The organism is Stenotrophomonas sp. pho (assembly GCF_006228405.1).
Lineage (GTDB): Bacteria > Pseudomonadota > Gammaproteobacteria > Xanthomonadales > Xanthomonadaceae > Stenotrophomonas > Stenotrophomonas sepilia.
Genome location: NZ_CP029759.1, coordinates 2,079,360 through 2,103,151 on the forward strand (window position 1 = coordinate 2,079,360; position 23,792 = coordinate 2,103,151).

At 67.4% G+C, this 23,792-nt stretch carries 20 protein-coding genes and 7 pseudogenes; 1 reads left to right on the forward strand and 26 read right to left on the reverse strand.

Annotated elements, in window-relative coordinates; genetic code table 11:
• Positions 1–113: 113 nt before the first annotated feature.
• The 26 genes and pseudogenes from fliR to DL544_RS09850 form a co-directional block, all read right to left on the reverse strand.
• A pseudogene (gene fliR / locus DL544_RS09725) lies at positions 114–904 on the reverse strand (flagellar biosynthetic protein FliR).
• Positions 905–917: 13 nt separating this feature from the next.
• Positions 918–1,187, reverse strand: a complete 270-nt coding sequence (locus DL544_RS09730) for a flagellar biosynthetic protein FliQ (RefSeq protein ID WP_005413254.1) — start codon at positions 1,185–1,187, stop codon at positions 918–920.
• A 59-nt stretch (positions 1,188–1,246) separates the two neighbouring features.
• The gene (gene fliP, locus DL544_RS09735) at positions 1,247–2,026 is read right to left on the reverse strand and encodes a flagellar type III secretion system pore protein FliP (protein WP_134972542.1); all 780 of its coding nucleotides are present in this window, start codon (positions 2,024–2,026) and stop codon (positions 1,247–1,249) included.
• 1 nt (position 2,027) lies between these two features.
• Positions 2,028–2,426 (reverse strand): flagellar biosynthetic protein FliO, encoded by a 399-nt coding sequence (gene fliO / locus DL544_RS09740; protein ID WP_176556944.1) that lies wholly within the window; start codon positions 2,424–2,426, stop codon positions 2,028–2,030.
• A gap of 17 nt (positions 2,427–2,443) precedes the next feature.
• Positions 2,444–2,779, reverse strand: a complete 336-nt coding sequence (gene fliN / locus DL544_RS09745; protein WP_005409543.1) for a flagellar motor switch protein FliN — start codon at positions 2,777–2,779, stop codon at positions 2,444–2,446.
• Positions 2,776–3,779, reverse strand: a pseudogene (fliM, locus tag DL544_RS09750) (flagellar motor switch protein FliM). The gene fliN and the pseudogene fliM overlap by 4 nt, the downstream one beginning before the upstream one ends.
• A 10-nt stretch (positions 3,780–3,789) precedes the next feature.
• Positions 3,790–4,305, reverse strand: a complete 516-nt coding sequence (locus tag DL544_RS09755) for a flagellar basal body-associated FliL family protein (RefSeq protein WP_005416435.1) — start codon at positions 4,303–4,305, stop codon at positions 3,790–3,792.
• Between the two features lie 127 nt (positions 4,306–4,432).
• Positions 4,433–5,602, reverse strand: coding sequence for a flagellar hook-length control protein FliK (locus DL544_RS09760; RefSeq protein WP_139727056.1), 1,170 nt, complete (start codon positions 5,600–5,602; stop codon positions 4,433–4,435).
• Positions 5,602–6,069, reverse strand: a complete 468-nt coding sequence (fliJ, locus tag DL544_RS09765; RefSeq protein ID WP_005416437.1) for a flagellar export protein FliJ — start codon at positions 6,067–6,069, stop codon at positions 5,602–5,604. Before fliJ ends, DL544_RS09760 begins: the two co-directional genes overlap by 1 nt.
• Before the next feature lie 3 nt (positions 6,070–6,072).
• On the reverse strand, positions 6,073–7,458 hold the full coding sequence (locus tag DL544_RS09770) for a FliI/YscN family ATPase (RefSeq protein ID WP_139727057.1): 1,386 nt from the start codon (positions 7,456–7,458) through the stop codon (positions 6,073–6,075).
• Positions 7,455–8,095 (reverse strand): annotated as a pseudogene (locus DL544_RS09775) (FliH/SctL family protein). Before DL544_RS09775 ends, DL544_RS09770 begins: the two are co-directional and overlap by 4 nt.
• Positions 8,092–9,077, reverse strand: a pseudogene (gene fliG, locus DL544_RS09780) (flagellar motor switch protein FliG). Before fliG ends, DL544_RS09775 begins: the two co-directional pseudogenes overlap by 4 nt.
• A gap of 7 nt (positions 9,078–9,084) precedes the next feature.
• Positions 9,085–10,727: pseudogene (gene fliF / locus DL544_RS09785) on the reverse strand (flagellar basal-body MS-ring/collar protein FliF).
• Between the two features lie 13 nt (positions 10,728–10,740).
• A complete protein-coding gene (gene fliE / locus DL544_RS09790; protein WP_061478712.1) occupies positions 10,741–11,106 on the reverse strand; it encodes a flagellar hook-basal body complex protein FliE in 366 nt (121 codons plus the stop codon).
• Positions 11,107–11,441: 335 nt separating this feature from the next.
• Positions 11,442–11,858 carry a hypothetical protein gene (locus DL544_RS09795; protein ID WP_139727058.1) on the reverse strand — a complete coding sequence of 139 codons (417 nt, stop codon included), beginning with the start codon at positions 11,856–11,858 and terminating at the stop codon, positions 11,442–11,444.
• Positions 11,859–12,044: 186 nt separating this feature from the next.
• Positions 12,045–13,550, reverse strand: a complete 1,506-nt coding sequence (locus DL544_RS09800) for a sigma-54 dependent transcriptional regulator (RefSeq protein WP_139727059.1) — start codon at positions 13,548–13,550, stop codon at positions 12,045–12,047.
• A complete protein-coding gene (locus DL544_RS09805; RefSeq protein ID WP_005409556.1) occupies positions 13,547–13,924 on the reverse strand; it encodes a response regulator in 378 nt (125 codons plus the stop codon). Before DL544_RS09805 ends, DL544_RS09800 begins: the two co-directional genes overlap by 4 nt.
• Positions 13,925–13,938: 14 nt before the next feature.
• Positions 13,939–15,346 (reverse strand): annotated as a pseudogene (rpoN, locus tag DL544_RS09810) (RNA polymerase factor sigma-54).
• 322 nt (positions 15,347–15,668) lie between these two features.
• A pseudogene (locus tag DL544_RS09815) lies at positions 15,669–16,300 on the reverse strand (response regulator).
• Positions 16,301–16,392: 92 nt separating this feature from the next.
• On the reverse strand, positions 16,393–16,971 hold the full coding sequence (locus DL544_RS09820; RefSeq protein WP_061478708.1) for a PilZ domain-containing protein: 579 nt from the start codon (positions 16,969–16,971) through the stop codon (positions 16,393–16,395).
• A complete protein-coding gene (locus DL544_RS09825) occupies positions 16,968–17,261 on the reverse strand; it encodes a hypothetical protein (protein ID WP_139727060.1) in 294 nt (97 codons plus the stop codon). Before DL544_RS09825 ends, DL544_RS09820 begins: the two co-directional genes overlap by 4 nt.
• Complete coding sequence (gene fliS, locus DL544_RS09830; RefSeq protein WP_005416447.1) at positions 17,258–17,674, reverse strand: flagellar export chaperone FliS; 417 nt, start codon at positions 17,672–17,674, stop codon at positions 17,258–17,260. The genes DL544_RS09825 and fliS overlap by 4 nt, the downstream gene beginning before the upstream one ends.
• Positions 17,675–17,802: 128 nt before the next feature.
• Positions 17,803–19,218 carry a flagellar filament capping protein FliD gene (gene fliD, locus DL544_RS09835; protein WP_061478707.1) on the reverse strand — a complete coding sequence of 472 codons (1,416 nt, stop codon included), beginning with the start codon at positions 19,216–19,218 and terminating at the stop codon, positions 17,803–17,805.
• A gap of 440 nt (positions 19,219–19,658) precedes the next feature.
• Positions 19,659–20,828, reverse strand: a complete 1,170-nt coding sequence (locus tag DL544_RS09840; RefSeq protein WP_061478706.1) for a flagellin — start codon at positions 20,826–20,828, stop codon at positions 19,659–19,661.
• An 86-nt stretch (positions 20,829–20,914) separates the two neighbouring features.
• The gene (locus DL544_RS09845; protein ID WP_061478705.1) at positions 20,915–22,105 is read right to left on the reverse strand and encodes a flagellin; all 1,191 of its coding nucleotides are present in this window, start codon (positions 22,103–22,105) and stop codon (positions 20,915–20,917) included.
• A 72-nt stretch (positions 22,106–22,177) separates the two neighbouring features.
• Complete coding sequence (locus DL544_RS09850) at positions 22,178–23,395, reverse strand: flagellin (protein ID WP_005416451.1); 1,218 nt, start codon at positions 23,393–23,395, stop codon at positions 22,178–22,180.
• Positions 23,396–23,589: 194 nt separating this feature from the next.
• Between DL544_RS09850 and DL544_RS21265 the strand changes: the two genes are divergently transcribed.
• Complete coding sequence (locus tag DL544_RS21265; protein WP_176556915.1) at positions 23,590–23,781, forward strand: hypothetical protein; 192 nt, start codon at positions 23,590–23,592, stop codon at positions 23,779–23,781.
• Positions 23,782–23,792: the final 11 nt, after the last annotated feature.

A 23,792-nucleotide genomic window follows, 5' to 3' on the forward strand; every position in this document is an offset into this window, starting at 1 on the left:
GCCCCTGTAGAGCCGAGCCCATGCTCGGCTGCCACTCCTGCCGAAGGTAGCCGAGCATGGGCTCGGCTCTACAGAAACAAATGCATGGCAAGCAGTAGAACGTGACGACCGGGTCAGCGTGTGACCGCGTCCGCGGCCTGGAAGGCGGCGTCGAACAGGCGCTGTACCGGCGGCCCCATTTCCCCGGCCAGCAGCGCCAGGAGGAACAGGCCCAGCAGCAGCGAAACCGGCAGGCCCAGCTGGATCGGGTTCAGCGCAGGGGCGGCTCGCGCCAGGACACCGAAGGCCAGGTTCACCGCCAGCATCGCCACGGTCAGCGGGATGGCCAGGGTCAGCGCACCGCGCAGCACGGTCAGCAGGAAGGCCGGAGCGATGCTGAAGAAGGCATGGGGATCAGGCAGCGGGGCGCCAATCGGCAGCGCGCGATAGCTGTCCACCAGCAGCGAGATCAGCGCCAGGTGGCCGTTGGCGGTGAAGAACAGCAGCCCGAACAGCAGATAGAACCACTGTCCGATCACGCCGGACGTACCACCGCGCAGCGGGTCGCTCATCTGCGCGAAGGCCAGGCCGGTGCCCTGCGCGATCAGTTCGCCCGCCATCGCACCGGCTTCGAACACAAGCCGCAGCAGGAAGCCGATGGATACGCCAATGGCCAGCTCGCGCGCGATGGTCAGCACCGTGGCGGCGTCGAAGCCGGTCCAGTCCGGCACCGGGGCAGGAGCGGGGCCAGTGCGATGGCCAGGGTGCCGGCCAGCACCACGCGCACCCGCGATGGCACCGCACGCGTGCCGACCATGGGCATGGCCATGGCCACTGCGCCGATGCGCAGCATGGTCCACAGCACCGTGCCGATCATGCCGAAGGCCTGCAGGCCGTCGGCCGCCATCTGTGTCGCGGCGTCCATCGAAGCGCGTGCCCTAGCCGATCAGGTGTGGGATGCGCTGGAACAGCAGCGTGGTGAATTCAACCAGGTGGCCGATCAGCAGGCTGCCCAGCGCGAACAGCACTGCGGTCAGCGCTGCCGCCTTGGCGACGAAGGCGATGGTCGGTTCGTTGAGCTGGGTCGCGGCCTGCACGACACCGACCACCACGCCCACCACCAGTACGGTGAGCAGCAGCGGGCCGGCCACCCACAATACGGTGATCAGGCCGCCACGCAGTTCAGTCAGGGCAAGTTCGGGAGACATTCGGGTTCCATCTGCTCATGTAGAGTCGAGCCCTGCTCGATTGCGCGTTACGGGGGATATCAGGCCGGATTGAAGCTCGCCGCCAACGTACCCACGGTCAGCACCCAGCCATCAACCAGCACGAACAGCAGGATCTTGAAGGGCGCCGAGACCAGCATCGGCGACAGCATCATCATGCCCATCGACATCAGCACGCTGGCAACGACCAGGTCGATGATCACGAACGGGATGAAGATCAGGAATCCGATCTCGAAGGCGGTCTTCAGTTCACTGGTGACGAACGAAGCGACCAGCACCGGGAACGGGATCGCGTCGGGGCTGGCGTAGGTGCCATGCCCGGCGATGCCGGCAAAGGTCATCAGGTCGGTCTCGCGGATCTGCGCCAGCATGAAGCCGCGCAGTGGCTGCGTGGTCAGCGTCCATGCGGTCTGGAAGTCGATGTCGCCGTTGAGGTAGGGCGCCATGCCCGTGCTCCACGCCTTGTCCCAGGTCGGCATCATCACCATTGCGGTGAGGAACAGGGCCAGGCCCAGCAGCACCTGGTTGGACGGCGTCTGGCCGGTGCCCAGCGCCTGGCGCAGCAGGCCCAGCACGATGATGATGCGGGTGAACGAGGTCAGCACCAGCAGCATCGACGGGATCAGGGTGATCGCGGTCATCAGCAGCAGGGTCTGCAGCGGCAGGCTGACCGGCTGGCCGCCGATCTTGCCGACGTTGACGTCCGGCAGCGGGGTGGCCGGAGCGCCGGGCGCGGCGAACGCCAGTGCCGGCAACAGGCACAGGGCAAGCAACAGCAGCCACGGCATCAGGGTGGCGGGACGGGTACGGGGGACACGCATGTCAGGGATCCTTGCGCAGCCGCTGCTGCAGCAGCTGGGCGAAATTCGGCAGATTCTTGAAGTCCGGCACGCGCACCGGCGCCGGTGGCGGCAGCGGTTCGGGCAGGGTGTGCAGGGTGTTGATGCCGCCGGCGGTGACGCCCAGCAGCAGCTGCTGGCCGTTGACCTCCACCACCACCACGCGTTCCTTGGCACCGACACTGAGGCTGGCCACCACCTTCATGCCTTCGGCCGGGCGGAAGCCGCTGCCGGGCATGCGCTTGAGCAGCCAGCCCAGGCCGATCACCAGTGCCAGTACCGCCAGCAGCGCCAGCACCGCACCGAACAGGCTGGGTGCGGCGGCCGCATGCTGGCCGACCTGCGGGCCGACCGGCGCGGCGGCCTTGCCGACCGCCAGCAGGGTGGAGGCCAGCAGGCTCAACGCAGTCTCCGGATACGCTCGCTGGGGCTGACCACGTCGGTCAGGCGCACGCCGAAGCGGTCATTGATCACTACTACTTCGCCGTGGGCGATCAGGGTGCCGTTGACGAACACGTCCAGCGATTCGCCAGCACCGCGCTCCAGTTCCACCACCGACCCCTGGTTGAGCTGCAGCAGGTTGCGGATCGGCAGGCGGGCACGACCGACTTCCAGTGACAGGGTCACCGGCACATCGAGGATCACGTCCAGGTTCAGGTCCGGACCATTCGCCTCATCGGCCTGCAGGCTGCTGAACTGGGCCGGGGTCGGTTCGAGGGCGTCGATATCGTTCATTGCGGGTCTTCCTGGATGACGGGTACGCGCGGGCGGGTGCCCGGCGGATGGGTAGCGGTGATCTTCACGGCGTTCATGCCGTTGGCGATGCCGAACTCGCCGGTGAACACGGGATGTTCTCCACGCACAGCGGCACCTGCGGGCTCAGCTCGATCGGCAGGATGTCGCCGACCTTCAACTGGGTCAGGTCGCGCAGGGTCATGCGCTTGCTGGCCAGCACGCTGGACAGGGTGACTTCGGCGACGTTGAGCTGCTCACGCAGGGTCTTGCCCCAGCTCTCGTCGCGGTCGTTGCGGTCGCTCTGGATGCCGGCGTCGAGCAGTTCGCGGATCGGTTCCAGCATCGAGTAGGGCAGGGTGACGTGGATGTCGCCGCCGCCACCGTCGAGCTCGACGTGCAGGCGGCACACGACCACGTACTCGCGCGGGGTCACGATGTTGGCGAAATGCGGGTTGATCTCCGAGTTGATGTACTCGAAGTCGACATCCATCACCGGTGCCCACGCTTCGCGCAGATCGGCGAAGGTCTGCTTCAGCAGCAGGTGGATCACCCGCATTTCAGTAGCTGTGAACTCGCGGCCCTCGATGCGGGTGGGGTAGCGCCCGTCGCCACCGAAGAAATTGTCGACGATGGCGAACACCAGGGTCGGCTCGAACACGATCAGGCCGGTGCCGCGCAGCGGCTTGAAGCGGATCAGGTTCAGGTTGGTCGGTACATACAGCGAGTGCATGTAGTCGTTGAACTTGATCAGCTCGATGCCGCGCACCGACAGTTCGGCCGAGCGGCGGATCAGGTTGAACAGGCCGATCCGCCACAGGCGCGCGAAGCGCTCATGGACCATTTCCAGGGTCGGCATGCGACCACGGATGATGCGGTCCTGGCTGGCGAAGTCGTACGAGCGCGCTTCGCCTGACGGGGGTTCCGCATCGGTCTCGACCGCGCCACTGTCCACGCCGTGGAGCAGGGCATCGATCTCGTCCTGGGACAGCAGATCATTCATCGGTGGGCCCTTACTGGGTCACGAAGCTGGTGAACAGCAGATCGTCGGCGCCGTTGCTGCCGGTCTCGGCCTTGAGCACCTTCTGCACCTCGGCCAATGAGGCGGCCTGCAGCTTCTGCTTGCCGGCGACATCGGCGATCTGGTCCGGGCTGACCTGCGAGAACAGCATCAGCAGGCGCGCACGGATGGCCGGGGCGTGGGTCTTGATCGCTTCCAGCGCGGCCGGGTCGCGGGTCATCAGCTGAACCTCCAGCTGCAGGTAACGTGGGCCGTCGACCGGGCCATTGAGGTTGACCACGAAGGCCGGATCCAGTGCGAAGTACTGGGCCGGGGCTGGAGTCGCGCTCTTCTTCGGCGCCTGTGCGGTCTTCTCTTCGTGCTTGGACTGGGTGAAGAACCACACGCCGCCACCGGCAGCAGCGGCGGCCAATACGGCCACCAGCGCGGTGATCAGGATCGGACTACGCGGCTTGGCGGCCTTGTCCTTCTCTGCGGTCTTCTTGGTTTTGTCGGCGGCTGCGGCCACGGGTGAAGCTCCTGAGGGTTGCTTCACCGGGATATGCAAGGGGCGTGCCGAAGGCCGGGCAGCGGGATGCGACGGAATTCCGTCGGATACCTGTGCCGGTAGGTGCCAACCTTGGTCGGCACGCCTGTCAGGCGTAAGCGTCCAGCAGTCCGCGCTGGCGGATCAACTGCGCCGACGACACGCTGGCGTCGCCCGGCGTCGGTTCTCCGTCGCCGATGATGCCGCTGCCACCGGGCTGGCCCGGCGCATTGCCGCCACCGCCCGGTGCCTGGTGGCCGACATCGGCGTGGGCCAGCTGGAAGCCCTGTTCGCCCAGCAGCTCGCGCAGGCGCGGCAGGCTGCTTTCCAGCGCTTGCCGAACGTCCACGTGCGGGCTGCTGAAGCTGGCATGCACCTTGTCGCCGTTCAACTGCAGGCGCACGTCGACCGGGCCCAGGTCGTCCGGGCTCAGGCGGATGTGGGCGTGGCCGATCTTCTGGTCGGCCAGCCAGCCCAGGCGTGCGCCGATGGCCTGGTCGAAGCCATCGTCACCGAGCACGGGCTTCGGCGTCGGTTCGCCATTGAAGATCGCGTTGCCGGTGGCGAGCGCCGCCTTGAGGTCCTGTACGGCGGCCGCTGGCGGTGCGTGCAGCAGGGGTACGCTGGTGCGGTCGCCAAGTGCAGCCACGTCGCTGCCTTCGCCACGCTCGGCGCGCTTGCCGGGCAGGATCATCTCCGGCAGTGGCAGCGCCGTGGCATCGTCCGCGCTGGTCGCCGCCGGTTTGCCGTCGGCCGCCACTGGGGCTGCGGTTGCCGCTGCCGGCGCGGCTGCAGGCAGTGTCGCGTTCGTGGCGGGGGCAGCAGCAGGCAGCGCGCTACCGTCGCTGGCCAGCGCCGGTGCAGCGGTGGTCGGCAGAGCAGCGGCCGGATCGGCAGGCATCGGCATCGCCAGCACCAGGCCGGCCAGGCCGGGCGGTGGCCACGGCGCGTCTTCGGACGCGGTGGGCCTGTCCTTTTCGGTGCTGGGTCCAGCCGGGGTCGCGGCAACGGGTGGCAGCGACGGCGTTTCAGCGGTTGCCGCTTCGGCGCCCGCATTGCGTTCATCCGGTGCCTGGCCATTGCTGTCGGCAGTCGATGGCGGGCTCGGCGTGGATGGCGTCGGCGTCGTGGCGTTTCCCGCAGACGCGGGCGCGCAGGGCGCACCGCCCTGCAGCAGCTGGCTGAAGTCCTTTCCGCCTTCGCTGCGCGAGGCGCGTGCGGCACTGTTGCTGGTGGCGGGCGTGGCCGTGTTGGCGCTGCTGGCGAGCGGGGCGGGCATCACGAGCGGCCTCCCTGCTCGGCGCCGTCCTGGTCTTCGGCCTGCACCAGGCGTGCACGCCGTGCGCCAATGTCGTCCATCTCGCGCTGGTCGCGGCGGTCGGTCACCACCTTCTCCTGCGCCCGGTAGCTGGCGGCCAGCTGCTCCAGCACCGCCTTGTCACGGCTGGCCAGGATCAGGCGTGCGCGCTCGGCCTCCACTTTCTCGCGGTTGCCATTGACCGTGGCCTGCTGCTGCTCGACCGCGCTGTCCAGTCGATCGAGGAAGGCGCGGCGGTTGAGCAACTGTGCCGGGCTGGTCGCCGCCATCTGTGCGTTGGCGTACTCCTCGGCATAGCGGCGCAGTTCGTCCAGTCGCGACAGATGGGTGTCGAGCACGCGCTGGCGTTCGGCCAGGTCGCGGGCGACCGCGTCCTCATGTTCCTGGGCCCGCTTGAGCAGGGGATCGATGCGCTTGGACTGGTTCATGGCTTAACTCTCTTGTTCCACCAGGCGCTGCAGCGCCGCCTGGCTGTGCGGGAGATCTGCGGCCTTGGCAACGTCCTGGCCGAGGAACTCCATGATTTCCGGCCAGCGTTCCAGGGCTTCGTCGGTGGCCGCGTCGTTGCCGCGCTGGTAGGCACCGATCGCGATCAGGTCCCGGTTGGCCGAGTAGGCCGAGACCAGTCGCTTCAACTTGCGGATGCGCAGGCGCCACGGTTCGTCGGCGATTTCCGTGACCACGCGGCTGACCGACGACTCGACGTCGATGGCCGGGTACAAGCCGCTGTCGGCCACGCGGCGCGAGAGCAGGATGTGGCCATCGAGGATCGCGCGCGCGGCATCGGCGATCGGTTCCTGCGGATCATCGCCTTCGGTCAGCACCGTGTAGAACGCGGTGATCGAGCCACGGCCCTTGGCGCCATTGCCGGCGCGTTCGACCAGTGCCGGCAGCTTGGCGAACACCGACGGCGGATAGCCGCGGGTGGTCGGCGGTTCGCCGACCGACAGCCCGATCTCGCGCTGCGCCTGGGCGAAGCGGGTCAGCGAGTCCATCAGCAACAGCACGTTCAGGCCCTGGTCGCGGAACCACTCGGCAATGGCGGTGGCGCGGTAGGCACCATGCAGTCGCGCCAGCGGCGGCCGGTCGGCAGGGCTGGCGACCACCACGGCGCGGCGCAGGCCTTCCTCGCCCAGCGTGGTCTCGACGAAATCGCGCACTTCGCGGCCACGTTCACCGATCAGGCCGACCACGATCACGTCGGCGGCGGTGTAGCGGGTCATCATGCCCAACAGCGTCGACTTGCCGACGCCGGAGCCGGCGAACAGGCCGACGCGCTGGCCGCGGCCGATCGGCAGCAGCGCGTTGATCGCGCGCACGCCCACGTCCAGCGGCTGGGTGATCGGTTCACGCGCCAGCGGATTGATCGACACGCCGGCCATGCCAACATGGCCTTCGGCGCGGATCGGGCCCTTGCCATCCAGCGGCACGCCGTCGCTGTCGATGACGCGGCCGAGCAGGCCTTCGCCCACTTCCACGCCGCCCCGGCGCGCCGATGGCACCACCCGGGCGTTGGGCAGCAGGCCATGCAGTTCGGCGCTGGGCATCAGGTAGGTGCGTTCGCCGGCGAAGCCGACCACTTCGGCGTCGACCCAGCCACCATCGACCACTTCCACCTTGCAGCTGGCACCCAGCGGCGCTTCGCAGCCGACCGCTTCCAGGGTCAGCCCGACCGCACGGCGCAACACGCCCTCGCGGATCAGGCCACGACCATGCGCGGTGTCCACGCGCAGGCCATCCAGGCGCCGGGCCAGGCGCAGGTTGCGGGCCACGGCCCAGTCGGCCGGCGGCGGAGTGGTTTGTGGTCCGGCACTCATGCCGTCGCTCCGGTCTGGCGGATCACTGCATCCAGCGCACCGCGCAGGCGGGCTTCCAGGGTGCCGTCGATGCGCACGGCTTCGGCGTGCACGCGCAGGTCGCCACGGCTGAGGCTGGTATCCGGTACCAGGCGCTGCGTCGGCGAAAGATTCAACAGCGGGCGAGGGCAGCGATGTCATCCGGATGCAGCCGCACTTCCACCTCGCGGGTGCTGCCGCCCACGGCGTCGATCGCTTCGCCGACCAGCTGCGCCAGCAGTGCCGGCTCGGCTTCGTAGGCGCGGCCGACCAGTGCGCCGGCGATGCGAACCGCCAGTTCGCCGAGTGCACCGACCACTTCGTTCTCCAGCCGCACCAGCGGCCGGCTGAAGTTGTCCAGGATCCCTTCGATCTGCGCGGCGAGGCGACGTACTTCGGCCTGGCCCTGGCCGTAGCCGTCGGCATGGCCCTGTTCGAACCCTTCCTTCTCGGCGCTGTCCTGGATTGCCTGGATCTCTTCAAGGGTCGGCAGCTGCAGCGGCGGCTCCGGATCGTGTTCCGGATCCGGCTCGGTGAGTTCGAACGCACCCTCCTGCTCCAGCACCGGTTCGGGCTGGGCCAGCAGGTCCGGGGCAAGCCAGCGCACGACGTTGCTCACAGCATGGCCTCCGCGCTGCCACCGATGGTGACGGTGCCTTCATCGGCCATGCGCTTGACGATGGCCAGGATCTCGCGCTGCGCGCCTTCCACGTCGGACAGGCGCACCGGACCGCGGGCCTCCATGTCTTCGAGCAGGATTTCGGCCGCGCGCTGCGACATGTTGCGGGTGATCTTGTCGCGCACCTTGATGTCGGCACCGCGCAGGGCCAGGCCCAGGCGCTCGCCGCTCACCTCGCGCAGCACCAGCTGCATCTCGCGGTCGTCCAGGTCGACCAGGTCGTCGAACACGAACATCAGGTCCTGGATGCGGTTGCTCAACGGCGCATCGATGCGCGCGATTTCGCCCAGGATCGCCTGGTCCTGGCCACTGTCCATGAAGTTCAGGATGTTGGCTGCGCACTGCACGCCGCCGATGTTGGACGACTTCAGGTTCTGGTTGCCGGCGAACTGGCGCTCCATGATCTCGTTGAGTTCATTGAGCGCGTTCGGCGGAATACCGTCGAGGGTGGCGATGCGCAGCAGCACATCCACGCGGGTACGGTCCGGCAGCAGCTTCAGCGCGTCGGCAGCCTGGTCGGTTTCCAGGTGCGCCATCACGATGGCGATGATCTGCGGGTGCTCGTTGCGCACCAGGTCGGCCACCGCACGCGGGTCCATCCACTTCAGCGCGTCCAGGCCGGTGGTGTTGCGGCCGAGCAGGATGCGGTCGATCAGGTTGCCGGCCTTCTCGCTGCCCAGCGCCTGCACCAGCATGTTGCGGATGTAGTCATCCGAGCCCACGCCCAGCGAGGTCTTCGAGCCCAGTTCCTGGCCGAACTGGTCCATCACTCGCTCCACCTGCTCGCGGTGATGTCGGTCATGGTGGCCATGGCGATGCCGATCTTCTGCACCTCCTTGGGTTCCATGTGGCGCAGCACTTCGGCCGCATCCAGCTCACCCAGCGAAAGCAGCAGCACGGCCGCGCGCTGTACACCGGTCAGTTGTGCCTCAGTCATTGGCCACCCAGCCCTTGACCACCTGGGCCACGCGCTTGGAGTCGGTCTTCACGGCTTCACGCGCCATCCGCAGTCGTTCCTCATATGAATCCACCGGCAGTGCGAGCGCATCCGGTCCGCCCAGGCTTGCCCGGTCGGTGCCCAGCGCCGGCAGCGGCATGCCATCGTCATCCACCAGCTGCACGTCCGCGGTGTGCGGCTCCAGTGCCTGCGGGTCGTCCTTCCTGTTCTGGCCGGTGATCGCGCGCAGCGCCGGGCGCAGTACGCCGAACAACAACGCCAGCACCACCACCGCGCCGAGGAGCATGCGGCCGGCATCGTGCACCCATGGCAGTTCCCACCAGGCCGGGCCTTCGACCGGCGTGGTGTCACGCACGAACGGGGCGTTCATCACCGACACGGTGTCGCCACGCTCGGCGTTGAAGCCGACGGCCTGCTTCACCAGCGCCTCGACGCGGGTCAGTTCCGCCGACAGCGGCTGCGGGCTGACCTTGCGTTGGCGCCGGCGCGCGGCACGTTGTCCACCAGCACCGCCACCGACACGCGCTTGATGCGGCCGGCCGGCTGGCGGGTGTGCTGCAGGGTGCGGTCCAGCTCGTAGTTGCGGGTGGCGTTCTTGCTGCTTTCGGTCGGGGCCTGCGCGGCGGCCGGCGCGGCCTGCTGGCCCGGCGGGCTGTTGCTGGTGGCACCCGGCACGCCCTGCGGACCCGGCGTGCTGGTGGTGTTCTCGCTCATCTGCTCGCTGCGCAGCTTCTGCGGTTCACCGTTGTAGAGCTCACGGGCTTCCTCGGTCACCGAGAAGTCCATGTCCACGCTCACTTCCGGATTGACCCGGCCGGGGCCGGTCATCGGCTCCAGCAGCTCGCGGATGCGCTGGTTGAACGAGGTTTCCTGGCGGCGCACCTGCTCAAACTGCGCGGCGTTGACCGCCGCCTCGCTGTTCGGGTCGGTGATGCTGAGCATGCGCCCGCTCTGGTCGACCACGGTCACCCGTTCCGGCGCCAGGTCCGGAATGCTGGCCGCAACCATGTGCACGATGGCATCCACCTGGCTGCGTTCCAGCTGCTGGCCGCCACGCAGTTCCAGGGTGACCGAGGCGCTGGCCACGTCACGCTGGCGGGTGAAGGCGCTGGGCTTGGGAATGGCCAGATGCACGCGTGAATCACGTACCGGGCGCAGCGTGTTGATGGTGCGCGACAGCTCTGTTTCCAACGCGTGCTGGTAGCGCGCGCTTTCCACGAACTGGCTGACGCCGAAGCCCGGATCGCGTTCCATCAGCTCGAAGCCGAGCTTGCCGCTGTCGGTCAGGCCGGAGCCGGCCAGTTTCAGGCGGGCGTCGTGCAGGTTCTTTTCCGGCACGGTGATGCCACCGGTGGCCGGATCGAGCGCGAACGGAATCTGTGCCGCGCGCAGCAGGTCGGTCGCTTCAGCGGTCGCCTTCTGGTCCAGGCCGGTGTACAGCGGGACCATGCCCGGCTTCTGTGACCAGAAGAACACGGACAGGCCTGCCGCCACCGCCACCGCGATCATCGCCATCAGGCCCAGCCGACGGGTGATCTGCAGACTCTGCAGGCGGTCGAACCATTGCCCGGCCTTCTCGGCGTTCAGGCTGTCCTTGGAGAGCGTCAGTGCCATGCGTCAATGTTCCTTACAGCGGCATGTTCATCACGTCCTGGTAGGCCTGGACGAGACGGTTGCGGACTTCCACGGTGGCGCGGAAGGCGATCTGGGACTGCTGCGAGGCGACCATCACCTTGGCCAGGTCGGCGCTGGGGTCGCCCATTTCGAAGGCCTTGGCGAGGGCGCCGGACTTCTGCTGCGCATCGTTGACGCCGGCAATCGCACCACGCAGGGTTTCGGTGAAGCTGGCCGGCTGGGCCTGCGGCGCGTCCAGCACCGTGCCCGGCAGGGCGTTGCTGCGCGGCGCTTCGCCCAGCGGGTTGAGCGCCGGCTGTCCCATCTGGGTCTGATAGGAGCGGATCTGCGAAAGGATCGAAGTGACGGAGTGGGACATCTGCAACGGTTCCAGAAACAGGGATGGGGTTGTCTGCTGGAGCAGGTGCAAGTGCCGTGCCGAAACCGGTTTTCGATTCAGTGACGTGAGGGTCTGGTGTGTGTGTGCTGGCAGGGCTGCGCCCTGCACTCGCCGAATCAACGTCAACGTCAACGTCAAAATCGGGCTATCCGTGGGGTGGCGGGCTGGGTCCGGCGACAGGTGGCCGCGATCTGTTGAAACCTGCTACTGATGGTGGGTGCCGACCGTTGGTCGGCACGGGGTCGGATCCCGTTGCAACGCAACGGGCTCTGACCCCATTGAAGGCGCCATTTAACCGGCGTCGGTTTTCTGGCCTACGGCTGCAGGGTCCAGCGGCCGGAATTCTGGCGCCGGCGCGGGGCGATGGGGCCGTCGTGCTGGGTGTAGATGAAGCGGCCCTGGCGGTCGCTCTGGCAGGTCAGCAGCAGGGTGTAGTGGGCGGGACCGGCCGGGTGGGCCTCGGTCATCTGGATTTCCGCGATATGCGGGGCCAGGCGCTGGTAGCGGTAGCTGCCGCCGATGCGCAAGTCAGTGCCGAGGATGTCCAGCACGTACTGGCTGCCGGCAAAGCTGAGCTGCACCATGCGTCCGGCGTTGGGGTTGTCCGGGGCGTACAGCGGGTCGCTGAGGTTGATGAACTGGCGCTGGTCCAGCGTTGCGGGCAGGGTGCAGTTGGCGGCAGTGACCAGGGCCGGGTAGAGCAGGCTGGCGAGCAGGGCAAGGCGATGCATGGTGGAACCTCCATGGGTGTGTCCTTGCCATGCTCCGCACTGCGGCCGTGTTGTCTCTAGGAAAACATGCAAAAGCAATGGGCTCAGATCGCGTTCCGCAGCAAAGGGATGTGAGCCCAGGCGCCAGAAACACCAACGCCCGGGCAAGCCCAGGCGTTCGTGCCCCCTTCATGCTGGCAATGCGTTTCAGCCGGCCAGTTCGGCCTGCTCGCGCTCGATGCCGTACTTGCGCAGCTTTTCCACCAGGGTGGTGCGGCGCAGGCCGAGCAGCTGGGCGGCGTGGGCGACAACGCCCTGGGTGCGTTCCAGTGCTTCGTTGATCAGGCCCAGTTCGATGTTGGCCATGTGGTTGCGCAGGTCCATGCCTTCGTCAGGCAGCGCCGCCGGTGCCGCCGGGCGATTGACGGCGATGCCGTGCTCCAGCGCCGGCTGGTTGCCGCTGCCCGGGGTGTGGAAGGAGAAGCTGCGCAGGTCCAGGCGTTCTTCGCTGGCGGCGGGCGGTGCCGGCGCCAGCGCAGCGACGGCGGCCAGTGCCGCATCGCCACGGTAACGGGCCGGCAGGTCCTGCACGCGCACCGAACCACCCGGATGCAGCACCGCCAGGCGCTCGACCAGGTTGGTCAGCTCGCGCACGTTGCCCGGCCATTCGTAGCCGGCCAGCGCCTGCAGGGCTTCCGGGGTGAAGCGCACTTCGCCACGGCCAGTGCGGGCCAGCTGCGCGGCGATGGTTTCCACCAGTGCCGGCAGGTCTTCGCGACGCTCGCGCAGCGCGGGTACTTCAATCGGGAACACGTTGAGGCGGTAGAACAGATCCTCGCGGAACTTGCCCTCAGCGATGCGGGTCTCCAGGTCGCGATGGGTCGCGGCCACCACGCGCACGTTGCAGCGGATGGTCTGGTTGCCACCCACGCGCTCGAAACTGCGCTCCTGCAGCACGCGCAGCAGCTTCACCTGCATCGGCAGGCTCATGTCGCCGATTTCGTCGAGCAGCAGGGTGCCGCCCTCGGCCATTTCGAAACGGCCCTTGCGCGCGGTGAGCGCGCCGGTGAAGGCGCCCTTCTCATGGCCGAACAGTTCGCTTTCCAGCAGGTCGGCCGGAATGGCGCCGCAGTTGATCGCCACAAACGGTCCGTCACGGCGTGGCGAACGCTGGTGGATGGCGCGCGACACCACTTCCTTGCCGGTACCGGATTCACCCAGCACCAGCACGGTAGTATCGAATGCGGCCACCTGCTCGATCATGGTGCGCAGGGCGCTCACTGCCGGGCCGTTGCCGGTGGGTCCCTGGTCCTGCGCGGCGCCGGCCTGATGCTCGGCATCCAGGCGCTTGAGGCTGGCGCGGCGCAGCAGGGCTTCCATCTGCGCGTGGCGCAGCGGCGTTTCCAGCGGCCAGATATTCGCTTCATGCAGCCCGTGCTGCTGGGCAAACACTGCGGCATCACCATCGGCCAGCAGCACCGGAGGCGGCAGGCTGCTGCCGCCCAGCCAGTTGTACAGCGCGGTGCTGGCGGGGCTGTCGTCCAGGCTGCCGACGATCACCGCCATCCAGTCGTTCTGGCGCTGCCGGCCCAGGTCGAAGTCGGCCGCGTCGGACACCCAGCGCGGATTGAAGTCCATGAATTCCAGCAGGGCAACGGTGCGCTCTGCGCGCACGGCGTCGTTGTCCAGCACCAGGATGCGCGATTCACTCACGACTGTTCCTCCCTGAGGCCTTCCAGGATCGGCATGACTTCCTGGATGTAGGACAGCTTGCTGACAAAGTTGTCGGCACCGGCACGCAGCGCGTGTTCGCGGTGCTCGGCGTCGTCGAAGTGGCTGGCGATCACGATGTACGGTGCATCGTCCTGCGACTTGATCAGGCGGGTGGCCTGCAGGCCGCCCATCTCCGGCATGGCCAGGTCCATCAGCACCACCTGCGGGCGCAGCGTTTCCGAGCGCTCGATCGCTTCCAGGCCGTTGCCGGCACTGCCGACGATCTGCAGCCAGTCGATCTTGCGGAAATGGCGCATCGCCGCGTTGATGAAGCCCTCGTGGTCATCGACCAGCAGGACCGTGAGCTTGTTCATGTCCAACATCCTTTTCAGCCCACCCGGGCCAGCTGCGGTTGCCTGGCGCTGAGCCGGCGCCGTTCGCGGGCCGGGGCGATATCCAGTTGTTCTCGGTATTTTGCGACGGTTCGGCGGGCAATGTTCACCCCCTGGCGTGACAGCAGGCCGGCAATGGCCTCGTCGGCCAGCGGACGGCCGGCGGGTTCGGCGTCGATCAGGCGGCGGACCATGGCTTTCACCGCCTGGCCGGAGACGCTGGCGCCTTCCAGGCGCACGGCGAAGAAGTGCTTCAGTTCGAAGGTGCCGCGCGGGGTCTGCAGGAACTTGCCGGTGGTGATGCGCGAGACGGTGGACTCGTGCATGCCGATTTCCTCGGCCACTTCCTTCAGGGTCAGCGGCGCCATCGCCTCTTCGCCACTCACCAGGAAGGCGGCCTGGCGCTCGACGATCACGCGCGCGGTGCGCAGCAGGGTGTCGTAGCGCATCGACAGGCCGCGGCTGAACCAGCGCGCCTCCTGCAGCATCTCGCGCAGTGCCGGCGCGGCTTCGCTGGTTTCGGCCAGCGCCTGTTCGTACTGGCTGTTGATCGAGACGCGGCGGCTGGTGGCCGGGTTCAGTGCCACCTTCCATTGCCCATCGGCGTGCCAGGCGACGACGTCCGGCACTACCACAGCGTTGCGTTCGGGCAGCAGGCTGTCGCCGGGGCGCGGCTGCAGCGAGAGGATCAGGCGCACCGCCTCGCGCACGTCGTCGATCTCGGCGTCGTGCTGGCGGGCGAGGGCGGGTAGTCGTGCGCGGCCAGTGCCTCGAGCGCGCCAGCGAGGATGCGGGCGGCCAGGTGACGCGCGGGACCACGCCGTGCAGGCTGCGCAGTTGTGCCTGCAGGCCTTCGCGCAGGTCCTGCGCAGCCATGCCAGCCGGTTCACCGTGCAGCAGCTGCTGGCGGATGGCCTCGACGCCTTCGGCGGCGATGTCGAACTGGGCGCTGGCCAGGAGCTGCAGCTGCGCCAGTGGCGCCTGCAGGTAGCCTGCCTCGTCGCAGTGGTCGAGCCAGAACGCGGCCACCGCCAGTTCGCTGTCGTCCATGTCCAGCGCCAGGCGCTGCAGCACGCGCAGCTGAGGGTCGGTCGACTCACCGGCGGCAATGCGCGCCATGCGGTCGTCGTCGCCGTCCTGCCAGCTGGCGCCGGTCACGTCCCACATCGAAGACTCCGGCAGCTCGTCGAACGCGGCGGTTTCCAGCGTGGTGGCGCTGACCTCGGTGGCATCAGCGGCAGGCGCTTCGGCCTCTTCGATCTCCAGCAGCGGGTTGGAGTCCAGCAGGCGCTGGATTTCCTGTTCCAGGTGCAGGCCATCAAGCTGCAACAGCCGTATCGACTGCAGCAGCTGCGGGGTGAGGTGAAGTTGTTGGCCCAGCTGGGTCGAGAGTGCAGCCTTCATCGTGGTTCCCCGGCGCCGCTCCCCGGCGCCTTGTGGAACGCATCTTGCTTTTGATCCGGCGTGGGCGGAATCGGGGGTTCCTGAGGGGATTCGTGGTTGTCCCGACAGGATGTAGGGGTTATCCCTACATTGGCTCGGGATATTGACGAAACGGGCCGCCAAGTCATTGATTCGTCGTGCCGACGCAGCGGGTTTTGCAGCGGCCGGTGTACGGATTCCTGTCAGGGAAGGTCGGGGTGACGGGAATTCGTCGCCGGTGCAGTGCCGGGCAGGGGTCAGATCCCTTTCCTGCGGAAAGGGATCTGACCCCATTCGCAGGCAATCACTCCAGCTCGTGCTGGTGGCGCGCGGCCAGCAGCAACAGGTCATTGGCGCGGCGGCAGCCCAATGACTCCATCATGCGTGCGCGGTGGGTTTCCACCGTCTTCACGCTGATGCCGAGGTCGGCGGCGATTTCCTTGTTGCTTTCGCCCTTGCCGATGCGGCGCAGGATCTCGCGCTGGCGCGGCGACAGCGCGGCAATGCCGGTAGGCTTCTCGCGGCCCAGCATGGGGCCAGCATCTTGGCCGAGATCTGGGGACTCAGGAACACCTGGCCGGCATGCGCGGCGCGTAGCGCCAGTTCCAGCTCCTGCGGTGCTGCATCCTTCACCACGAACCCGACCGCGCCGCGATCCAGGGCATCGCGCACATGCGCGGCATCGTCGTGCATGGTCATCATCACCACCCGGGTGCCGGGGGCGCGCAGGCGGATGTCGCTGAGCGCTTCCAGGCCGGTGCGGCCCGGCAACGAGAGATCCATCAGCACCACATCCGGCGCGTGCTGCAGGGCCAGCTGCAATGCCTGTTCGGCGTTGCTGGCCTCGGCGACGAGCTGCACGTCGGCAAACCCCTGCAGCAGCCGCGCCAGGCCGGCGCGGACGAGGGTGTGATCGTCGACGATGAGAACTCGCACAGGCACGCAACAGATCCATGTAGGGGAGTCCACCTTAACTTAGCTGAACGGGCGCGCCAAGGCTTGCCCGCCAAGCGTGATGGTGGCAGCTTTCAGCGCGCCCGGCGTGCCTCGGCCACCTGGCGGCGGTGCAGTCGGAACAGGTGCCGCTCCATGGCCATTTCCAGGCCGTCGCCCAGGCGCTGGAAGCGCAGCCATAGGAAGTGGCCGCCGCCGCCGTCGGCTGCCTCGGCGATCACTTCCACCGGCAGGTCGATGTGGTCGGGCAGCCAGTCGCTGGGCTGCAGGCGCACCACGCCGGCCTGGCCGGGGCTGGCACCGCTGCGCGGGCCCAGCTGCAGGCGGATGCCACGGCGCGACCAGCGCACCGGCCGCAGGGGCAGTTCCAGGCCCTGCTGGCGCACCAAGCGGCCGAGCAGCACCATCGCCAGGTCCAGCTTGGCTTCAAGGCGTTGCAGCTGCAGGGTGGCCTCGTTGCGTTCGTCGTGCTCGTCAACACGGCTGTCTTCGACCAGTGCCAGGCTGCGCAGCAGGCCTTCGGCACCGCTGGTGCGTCCGGCCGCGCTGCCCGCCTGGAACTCGGCCGGCAGGGCCAGCTCGCAGCTGAGCGTTTCGTCGAACAGCTCGCTTTCGGCAGGATGGTGCAGCGACGTGGTCGGCAGCTGGGTCATGCCAGCGATCCTGCCTGCAGGTAGGCATGGGCGGCGCGAAGCGAGCGCTGGCCGTCATTCATCAGTGCGGCCGCTGCATCGCGGCGCTGGCGCAGCAGGCCCAGAAGGCTCTGCTGGCGCTCGAACAGGGCGCTCAGCGGCGCGTGGTCCGCAGCGGTCAGCGGCTGGCTGAGCAGGGCATGCAGGGTGCTGTCATGCCCGTCGAGCAGGCTGTCGGCCTGGTCCAGGGCATCATCGCCCAGTGCTTTCTCGAAGGCATCCAGCTGCGCGTGCAGCTCGGGCAGGCTCATGGCGCCACCGCGGCCGGGCGGCGCTGTTCGTGCGGGATCGCGTTCCAGGCGCTGTCTATCTCGCCCAGCAGCTGCAGCGATTCATCCAGCGCGGCGCGGTCGTTGTGCAGGTTGGCTTCGGTGAGGCGCTGCAGCACGTAATCGTACAGGGCCGACAGGTTGCCGGCGATCTCGCCGCCGGCCTCATGGTCCAGCGAGCCGTTGAGGTGGCCGACGATCGCGCAGACTTCGCCGATCGCCTTGCCCTTGCCGGCCTGGTCGCCGCGCTCGAGGCTGGCCAGGGCGCGACGCACGCGCTCCAGCGCGCCGGCCAGCAGCATCGCCACCAGCTTGTGCGGATCGGCATCGGCGACCGCACTGGTCACTCCCACCTGGCGGTACTGCTCGGCATATTGACGGCTGGAACCGTACATTCGTGATTCTCCTTGCGCGGGGTGCCGTCGGGTGATCGTGGGGATCGGTGCCGGCGGCGCGGCGATGATTGCTGTTGCGTCCGTTATCGGTGCATTGCGCGGCAAACTTGAGTGCCACGCACGCATCGTCAGCGGTTCAACTGTGCCAGCTGCTGCTGCAGCGCCGTGTTGCTCTGCTGCAACTTGCCCATCAGGCTGTCCAGCGCGATGAACTGCTTCTTGTAGCGCTCTTCCACGCTCTTCATCCGCGTGTCGAGGTCCTTGCGGCGCTTGTCGATGTTGTCCAGCGTGGTGTTCAGGCCCTTGGTGCGCGCGACGAACGCGCCTTCCTTGCCGACCGTGGTGCTGACATAGCCGTCGACCAGCGTGTACAGCTTGCCGGCACCGCCGGAATCACCGGTGATCGCCTGGCGCATCTTCTCCGGCTGGCTGGCCAGTGCGGCGGCGAACTTGGTGGTGTCCAGGATCAGCGTGCCGTCGGCATTGGGGTAGCCGCGGGTATCCAGACCGATCGCCTTGGCATCGAGCTTGTCACCGGCCAGGTCCTTGAGCACGCTCGACATCACCGAGCGCAGCTGGCTGGTGGCGCCGCGCATCTGCGCATCGCCGGTCAGCGTGGAGGCTTCCTTGGTCTTGGCGTCGTACTTGGTTTCGGTGTTGATCGCCGCCAGTGCGGCGTTGTAGGCCGTTACGAACTCCTGCATCACCTTGGTGGCCGCCGCAGTGTCGGTGCTGATGGTCACCGTGCTGGTGCCCGGCATCTTCAGGTTCAGGGTCAGGCCCGGAACCGCATCGGCCACGGTGTTGCTGGCGCTGACGACCTTCACGCCATCGATGGTCAGCTCGGCGTCGGCGGCGGCGGTGTTCTGCTTCAGGCTGTTGACCAGCCCCCCCAGCTTGGCGTCGCTGCCTGCGTACTCGAGCTTGATCGCGTTGGCGGCACCGGTCTTCTCCTGTGCGATCGACAGGTACTGGTTGTCGCCGGAGCTGATCAGGGTGGCCTGCACGCCTTCCTTGCGGCCGGCCGCATCGATCTTGTTGCGGATGGTGGTCAGCGTGTCGCCGTCCTCCACCTCCACGTTCATGGTCTTGGCCTTGTCGCCCACGCCAACGGTCAGCGTCAAGGTTCCGGCAGCAAACGTGTCGGTCTTGGGTACCGAAGTATCGGCGATCAGTTTGTGCGCAGTGGCCAGCGAGGTGACATTGACCACGTGCGTGCCGTTGGAGGCCGCAGCCTTGGTGGTGCCAACGTCATACAGCGCGACCGACGCCGTCAGGATCTCGTCGGTGCCCTTGTCGCCGCCTTTGCTGGCGGTCACCGTGCGCGTGTCGAACGCGGTGGTGGCCTTCAGTGCGGTCAGCGCCGTCTTCAGCTTGTCGAAGGCCGAGGTGATGGTGCCGATCGACGACAATTGCATCTTGGCCTTGGACTGCTGCAGGTTCAGCGCATTGTCGGCGGGCTTGCGGTCAGCTGCGACCAGCTGGTTGACGATGCTGGAAATATCCAGTCCCGAGCCAATGCCACCGTATCCAAAGTCTGCCACGTCGTTTCTCCTGGTATCCGGGCCCGGCCGTCGTGCGCTGGCCCGTCGTCAACGAAAATAGCGGCCTGCGCCGCTGGGTCTTGAGGACTTCGTTGATGCACGTGCCGTGCCACTCGCCTGGCGCAGGTTCTGGCACGCGGGTTGCAGGAGAGCTGGGGCAGGGTGCGGGTGGGTTCACCGCGGGCTGCCGGGAGTCTGCAAAAAGCCCTCCCCCAATGCAGGGGAGGGATCAGGCTACTGACAATCGGGGGAGACGAAGCCGCCCGGTACGTACAGTCAAAGGTACAGCGCTGAAAGAGAGGTCCGCAGGAGCGGGCGATGCCAAGCCGGTTCGGGACTGATCCCGGGCCGGGCATGGCCCGCGCCTTCGTGCATCGTGGCTTCCCGGTTGCCGCTACCGTCGGTTCGACCCGACGGTAGCGGCGCCTTCTTGCCGTGGATCAGCGCAGCAGGCTGAGCACGCCCTGCGGCACCTGGTTGGCCTGGGCCAGCATGGCCGTACCGGCCTGCTGCAGGATCTGGGTGCGGGTCAGCTCTGCGGTTTCCTTGGCAAAGTCGGTGTCCTTGATGCGGCTGCGCGAAGCCGACAGGTTTTCCGACGAGGTCTGCAGGTTGGCCACCACCGAGGTGAAGCGGTTCTGGATCGCACCGAGGTCGGCGCGGGTGCTGTTGATCGCACCCAGGGCCTTGTCGACCACTTCCATCGCCTGCTGTGCACCCTTCACGGTGGACACGTCGATCTTGTCGGCGAACTTGGCGGTCGGCGCGGCACCTGCGGTGAACCCAGCGATGGTGCTGCTGAAGGCCGTGAAAGCACCGGCATTGTTGACGCTGTCCTTGACCGAGGTCAGGGTGAGCGCGCCGGCCGCGTCGGCTTCGGCATAGACGCCGGTTTCGCCGATCTTGGCATTGATCGCGGTTGCGACGGCCTTGCCGGCTGCCGCGGTGTTGGCGGCCGCATCGCCGACGCTCTTCACGGTCATCGCGTCGAAGTTGACGACGGTGCCCTTGCTGTCGGTGATGGTGAACGCGGCAACAGCGGTATCAACGTTGTCGGCACCGGTGACGGCAGCAGTGGCCGTGGCGAACTGGGCACCGCCCAGGGCGTTGGCCTTGGCGTCGATGGTCTTGTCGATGGCGATGGCCTGGCCGGCGTTGGCACCGACCTGGAACAGCTGGCTGGAGAACGAGCCGTCCAGCAGCTTGGTGCCGTTGAAGTCCGACTGCTTGGCAACGCGGTCGATTTCCGAGACCAGCTGGGTCACTTCGGCCTGCAGCGCCTTGCGGTCGCTGGCCGAGTTGGTGGCGTTGGCGGCCTGCACCGACAGCTCGCGGACGCGCTGCAGGTTGTTGCCGATTTCGGTCAGCGAACCTTCGGCGACCTGGGCCAGCGAGATGCCGTCGTTGGCGTTGCGGATGGCGACGTCGGTACCGCGGATCTGCGTGCCGAAGCGCTCGGAGATCGCCAGGCCGGCGGCGTCGTCCTTGGCGCTGTTGATGCGCGAACCGGAGGACAGGCGCTGGATGGTGGTGGCCAGCGAGCTGCCGCTGGTGCTCAGGTTGCGCTGAGCATTCAGGGACATGGTGTTGGTGTTGATGACTTGTGCCATGGTGCTTTTCCTTTGGCGAAGGTGGAACGTGTTTCAGGATCCGGGCGCGGCGTCATGCGGCGCCCGGAGGTCGATCAGGGAGCGGATCAGCGCAGCAGGCTGAGCACGCCCTGCGGCACCTGGTTGGCCTGGGCCAGCATGGCCGTACCGGCCTGCTGCAGGATCTGGGTGCGGGTCAGCTCTGCGGTTTCCTTGGCGAAGTCGGTGTCCTTGATGCGGCTACGCGAAGCCGACAGGTTTTCCGACGAGGTCTGCAGGTTGGCCACCACCGAGGTGAAGCGGTTCTGCACGGCGCCCAGGTCGGCACGAGTGCTGTTGATCGCACTCAGGGCCTTGTCGACCACTTCCATCGCCTGCTGTGCGCCCTTGACCGTGCTGACGTCCAGGTCACTGGCGAACTTGGACGCCGGTGCGGCGGTCGCCAGCGTGGCGGTGAAGGTCGGTGCGGTAGCGCCGGTCCAGGTGCCCACCGATGCGGTGATGGCCTTGAACGAACCATCGGCGTTGACGCTGTCCTTGACCGAGGTCAGGGTGACGCCAGCGGTGCCGTTCACTTCGGCGTAGACACCGGTCTCACCGATCTTGGCGTTGATGGCAGTCACCAGCGCCTCGCGGGAGGCCTTGCCGGTGGCAGCGGCGTCGGCACCCTGCTTGACATCGACGTCGGCGATGGTCACGCCATTGATCTGCAGGCCAGTGACCTTGAGGTCGGCGTTGGTGCCCGGGTCGGCCAGGGCCAGCGAGTTGGTGTCGAACTTGGCGCCGCCCAGGGCGTTGGCCTTGGCATCGATGGTCTTGTCGATGGCGATGGCCTGGCCGGCGTTGGCACCGACCTGGAACAGCTGGCTGGAGAACGAACCGTCCAGCAGCTTGGTGCCGTTGAAGTCGGACTGCTTGGCGACGCGGTCGATTTCCGAGACGAGCTGGGTCACTTCGGCCTGCAGGGCCTTGCGGTCGCTGGCCGAGTTGGTGGCGTTGGCGGCCTGCACCGACAGCTCGCGGACGCGCTGCAGGTTGTTGCCGATCTCGGTCAGCGAGCCTTCGGCGACCTGGGCCAGCGAGATGCCGTCGTTGGCATTGCGGATGGCGACGTCGGTACCGCGGATCTGCGTGCCGAAGCGCTCGGAGATCGCCAGGCCGGCGGCGTCGTCCTTGGCGCTGTTGATGCGCGAACCGGAGGACAGGCGCTGGATGGTGGTAGCCAGCGAGCTGCCGCTGGTGCTCAGGTTACGCTGAGCATTCAACGACATCGTATTGGTGTTGATGACTTGTGCCATGAGGAGAGGTCCTTGAGCGGTTGCACGTGAGTTGGGTCAGACGCCCCCGACGTGCCCCGGGGGCGGCTCATGTCAGCGCTGCAACAGGCTGAGCACGTTCTGCGGTACCTGGTTGGCCTGGGCCAGCATGGCCGTACCGGCCTGCTGCAGGATCTGGGTGCGGGTCAGTTCGGCGGTTTCCTTGGCGAAGTCGGTATCGCGGATGCGGCTGCGCGATGCGGACAGGTTCTCCGAGGAGGTCTGCAGGTTGGCGACCACCGAGGTGAAGCGGTTCTGGATCGCGCCGAGGTCGGCGCGGACGCTGTTGACCGATTCCAGGGCCTTGTCGACGATCGACATCGCCTTCTGTGCGCCTTCGGCGGTGGTGACGTTCAGGTCCTTGACGAAGCTGGCTGCTGCACCGGTCAGGGTGCCGCCGTTGGTGCTGGTCTCGGTCAGGCCCAGGCCGGCGATGGTCGCGGCGGTGACGCCGGCCGGCGGGGTTGCCGCGCTGACGCCCAGGGCGAAGGTCTGGCCATCCTTGACCGAAGCCAGGCTGATGACGCCGGCATTGACCGAGGCCACCACGCCGGTTTCACCCAGCTTGTTGTTGATCGCCGCAGCGGTGGCCGAGGTGATCGACTCGCCGGCCTTCACGGTGAAGTCGCTGATGGTGACCGTGGTGGCGGTGCCGCCCGGCGGGGTGACCGAGACCTGCAGACCGGAGTAGGTGGTGTCGGCCGTGGCCTTGTCCACCGCCAGCGCGGTGCCGGTGTAGCCGTTGGCGAAGGTGGCAGCCCCCAGCGAATCGGCCTTGGCGTTGACCACGCTGTTGATGGCAATGGCCTGGCCGGCGTTGGCGCCCACCTGGAACAGCTGGCTGGTGAAGCTGCCGTCCAGCAGCTTGGTACCGTTGAAGTCGGCCTGCTTGGCCACACGATCGATTTCCGAGACCAGCTGGGTCACTTCCGCCTGTAGGGCCTTGCGGTCGCTGGCCGAGTTGGTGGCGTTGGAGGCCTGCACACCCAGTTCGCGGATGCGCTGCAGGTTGTTGCCGACTTCGTTCAGCGAACCCTCGGCGACCTGGGCCAGCGAGATGCCGTCGTTGGCGTTGCGGATGGCCACGTCCAGACCGCGGATCTGGGTGGTGAAGCGCTCGCTGATGGCCAGGCCGGCCGCGTCGTCCTTCGCGCTGTTGATGCGCAGGCCGGACGAGAGGCGCTGGATGGTGGTAGCGAGCGAGCTGCCGCTGGTGCTCAGGTTGCGCTGAGCGTTGAGCGACATCGTATTGGTGTTGATTACCTGTGCCATGGGGTCGTCTCCTCTTATATGGAACCCGTTGGTGAATGAAACGAAGCGCCGCCTGTTTTTTTGTGTGGCTGTGTGCTTCGCCGTTGCCAAATGAATAACGGCGCTTTGTCAACAACCTTTAGCCGTGAATTCCGCTGAAGCCGGAATTCGTTGCCTGAAGCTGTTTTCCCGGGGTTTTCAGCCCTGTTGCCAGGATGGAAGCGACCCCGGGAGGGGCGGTCGGGCAGGGCCTGACCAGCGCTGATGAAGGTATCGGCGAGGTGCGACCCGGCTTGATGGGCAATCACGGAAAATCGGCCGGAGATGGCCAGAGGGCCGCGTGGCGGCGGGCAGGCGCGCAAACCAAAAAGGCCGCGATGCAGGGCATCGCGGCCTTTCGGGAGTGACTCGGGCGTGG

Coding starts and splice junctions, on each gene's coding strand:
- DL544_RS09825 (WP_139727060.1), bottom strand. CDS start 17,261: ATGAGCCTGCCCGAGCTGCACGCGCAGCTGGATGCCTTCGAGAAAGCA.
- DL544_RS09730 (WP_005413254.1), bottom strand. CDS start 1,187: ATGTCTCCCGAACTTGCCCTGACTGAACTGCGTGGCGGCCTGATCACC.
- DL544_RS09840 (WP_061478706.1), bottom strand. CDS start 20,828: ATGGCACAAGTCATCAACACCAACACCATGTCCCTGAATGCTCAGCGC.
- DL544_RS09795 (WP_139727058.1), bottom strand. CDS start 11,858: ATGCATCGCCTTGCCCTGCTCGCCAGCCTGCTCTACCCGGCCCTGGTC.
- fliE (WP_061478712.1), bottom strand. CDS start 11,106: ATGTCCCACTCCGTCACTTCGATCCTTTCGCAGATCCGCTCCTATCAG.
- fliS (WP_005416447.1), bottom strand. CDS start 17,674: ATGTACGGTTCCAGCCGTCAATATGCCGAGCAGTACCGCCAGGTGGGA.
- DL544_RS09820 (WP_061478708.1), bottom strand. CDS start 16,971: ATGACCCAGCTGCCGACCACGTCGCTGCACCATCCTGCCGAAAGCGAG.
- DL544_RS09760 (WP_139727056.1), bottom strand. CDS start 5,602: ATGCCCGCCCCGCTCGCCAGCAGCGCCAACACGGCCACGCCCGCCACC.
- DL544_RS21265 (WP_176556915.1), top strand. CDS start 23,590: ATGGAAGCGACCCCGGGAGGGGCGGTCGGGCAGGGCCTGACCAGCGCT.
- DL544_RS09845 (WP_061478705.1), bottom strand. CDS start 22,105: ATGGCACAAGTCATCAACACCAATACGATGTCGTTGAATGCTCAGCGT.
- DL544_RS09770 (WP_139727057.1), bottom strand. CDS start 7,458: ATGAGTGCCGGACCACAAACCACTCCGCCGCCGGCCGACTGGGCCGTG.
- DL544_RS09805 (WP_005409556.1), bottom strand. CDS start 13,924: ATGAACAAGCTCACGGTCCTGCTGGTCGATGACCACGAGGGCTTCATC.
- DL544_RS09850 (WP_005416451.1), bottom strand. CDS start 23,395: ATGGCACAGGTAATCAACACCAATACGATGTCGCTCAACGCTCAGCGC.
- fliN (WP_005409543.1), bottom strand. CDS start 2,779: ATGAACGATATCGACGCCCTCGAACCGACCCCGGCCCAGTTCAGCAGC.
- fliP (WP_134972542.1), bottom strand. CDS start 2,026: ATGCGTGTCCCCCGTACCCGTCCCGCCACCCTGATGCCGTGGCTGCTG.
- fliJ (WP_005416437.1), bottom strand. CDS start 6,069: ATGAACCAGTCCAAGCGCATCGATCCCCTGCTCAAGCGGGCCCAGGAA.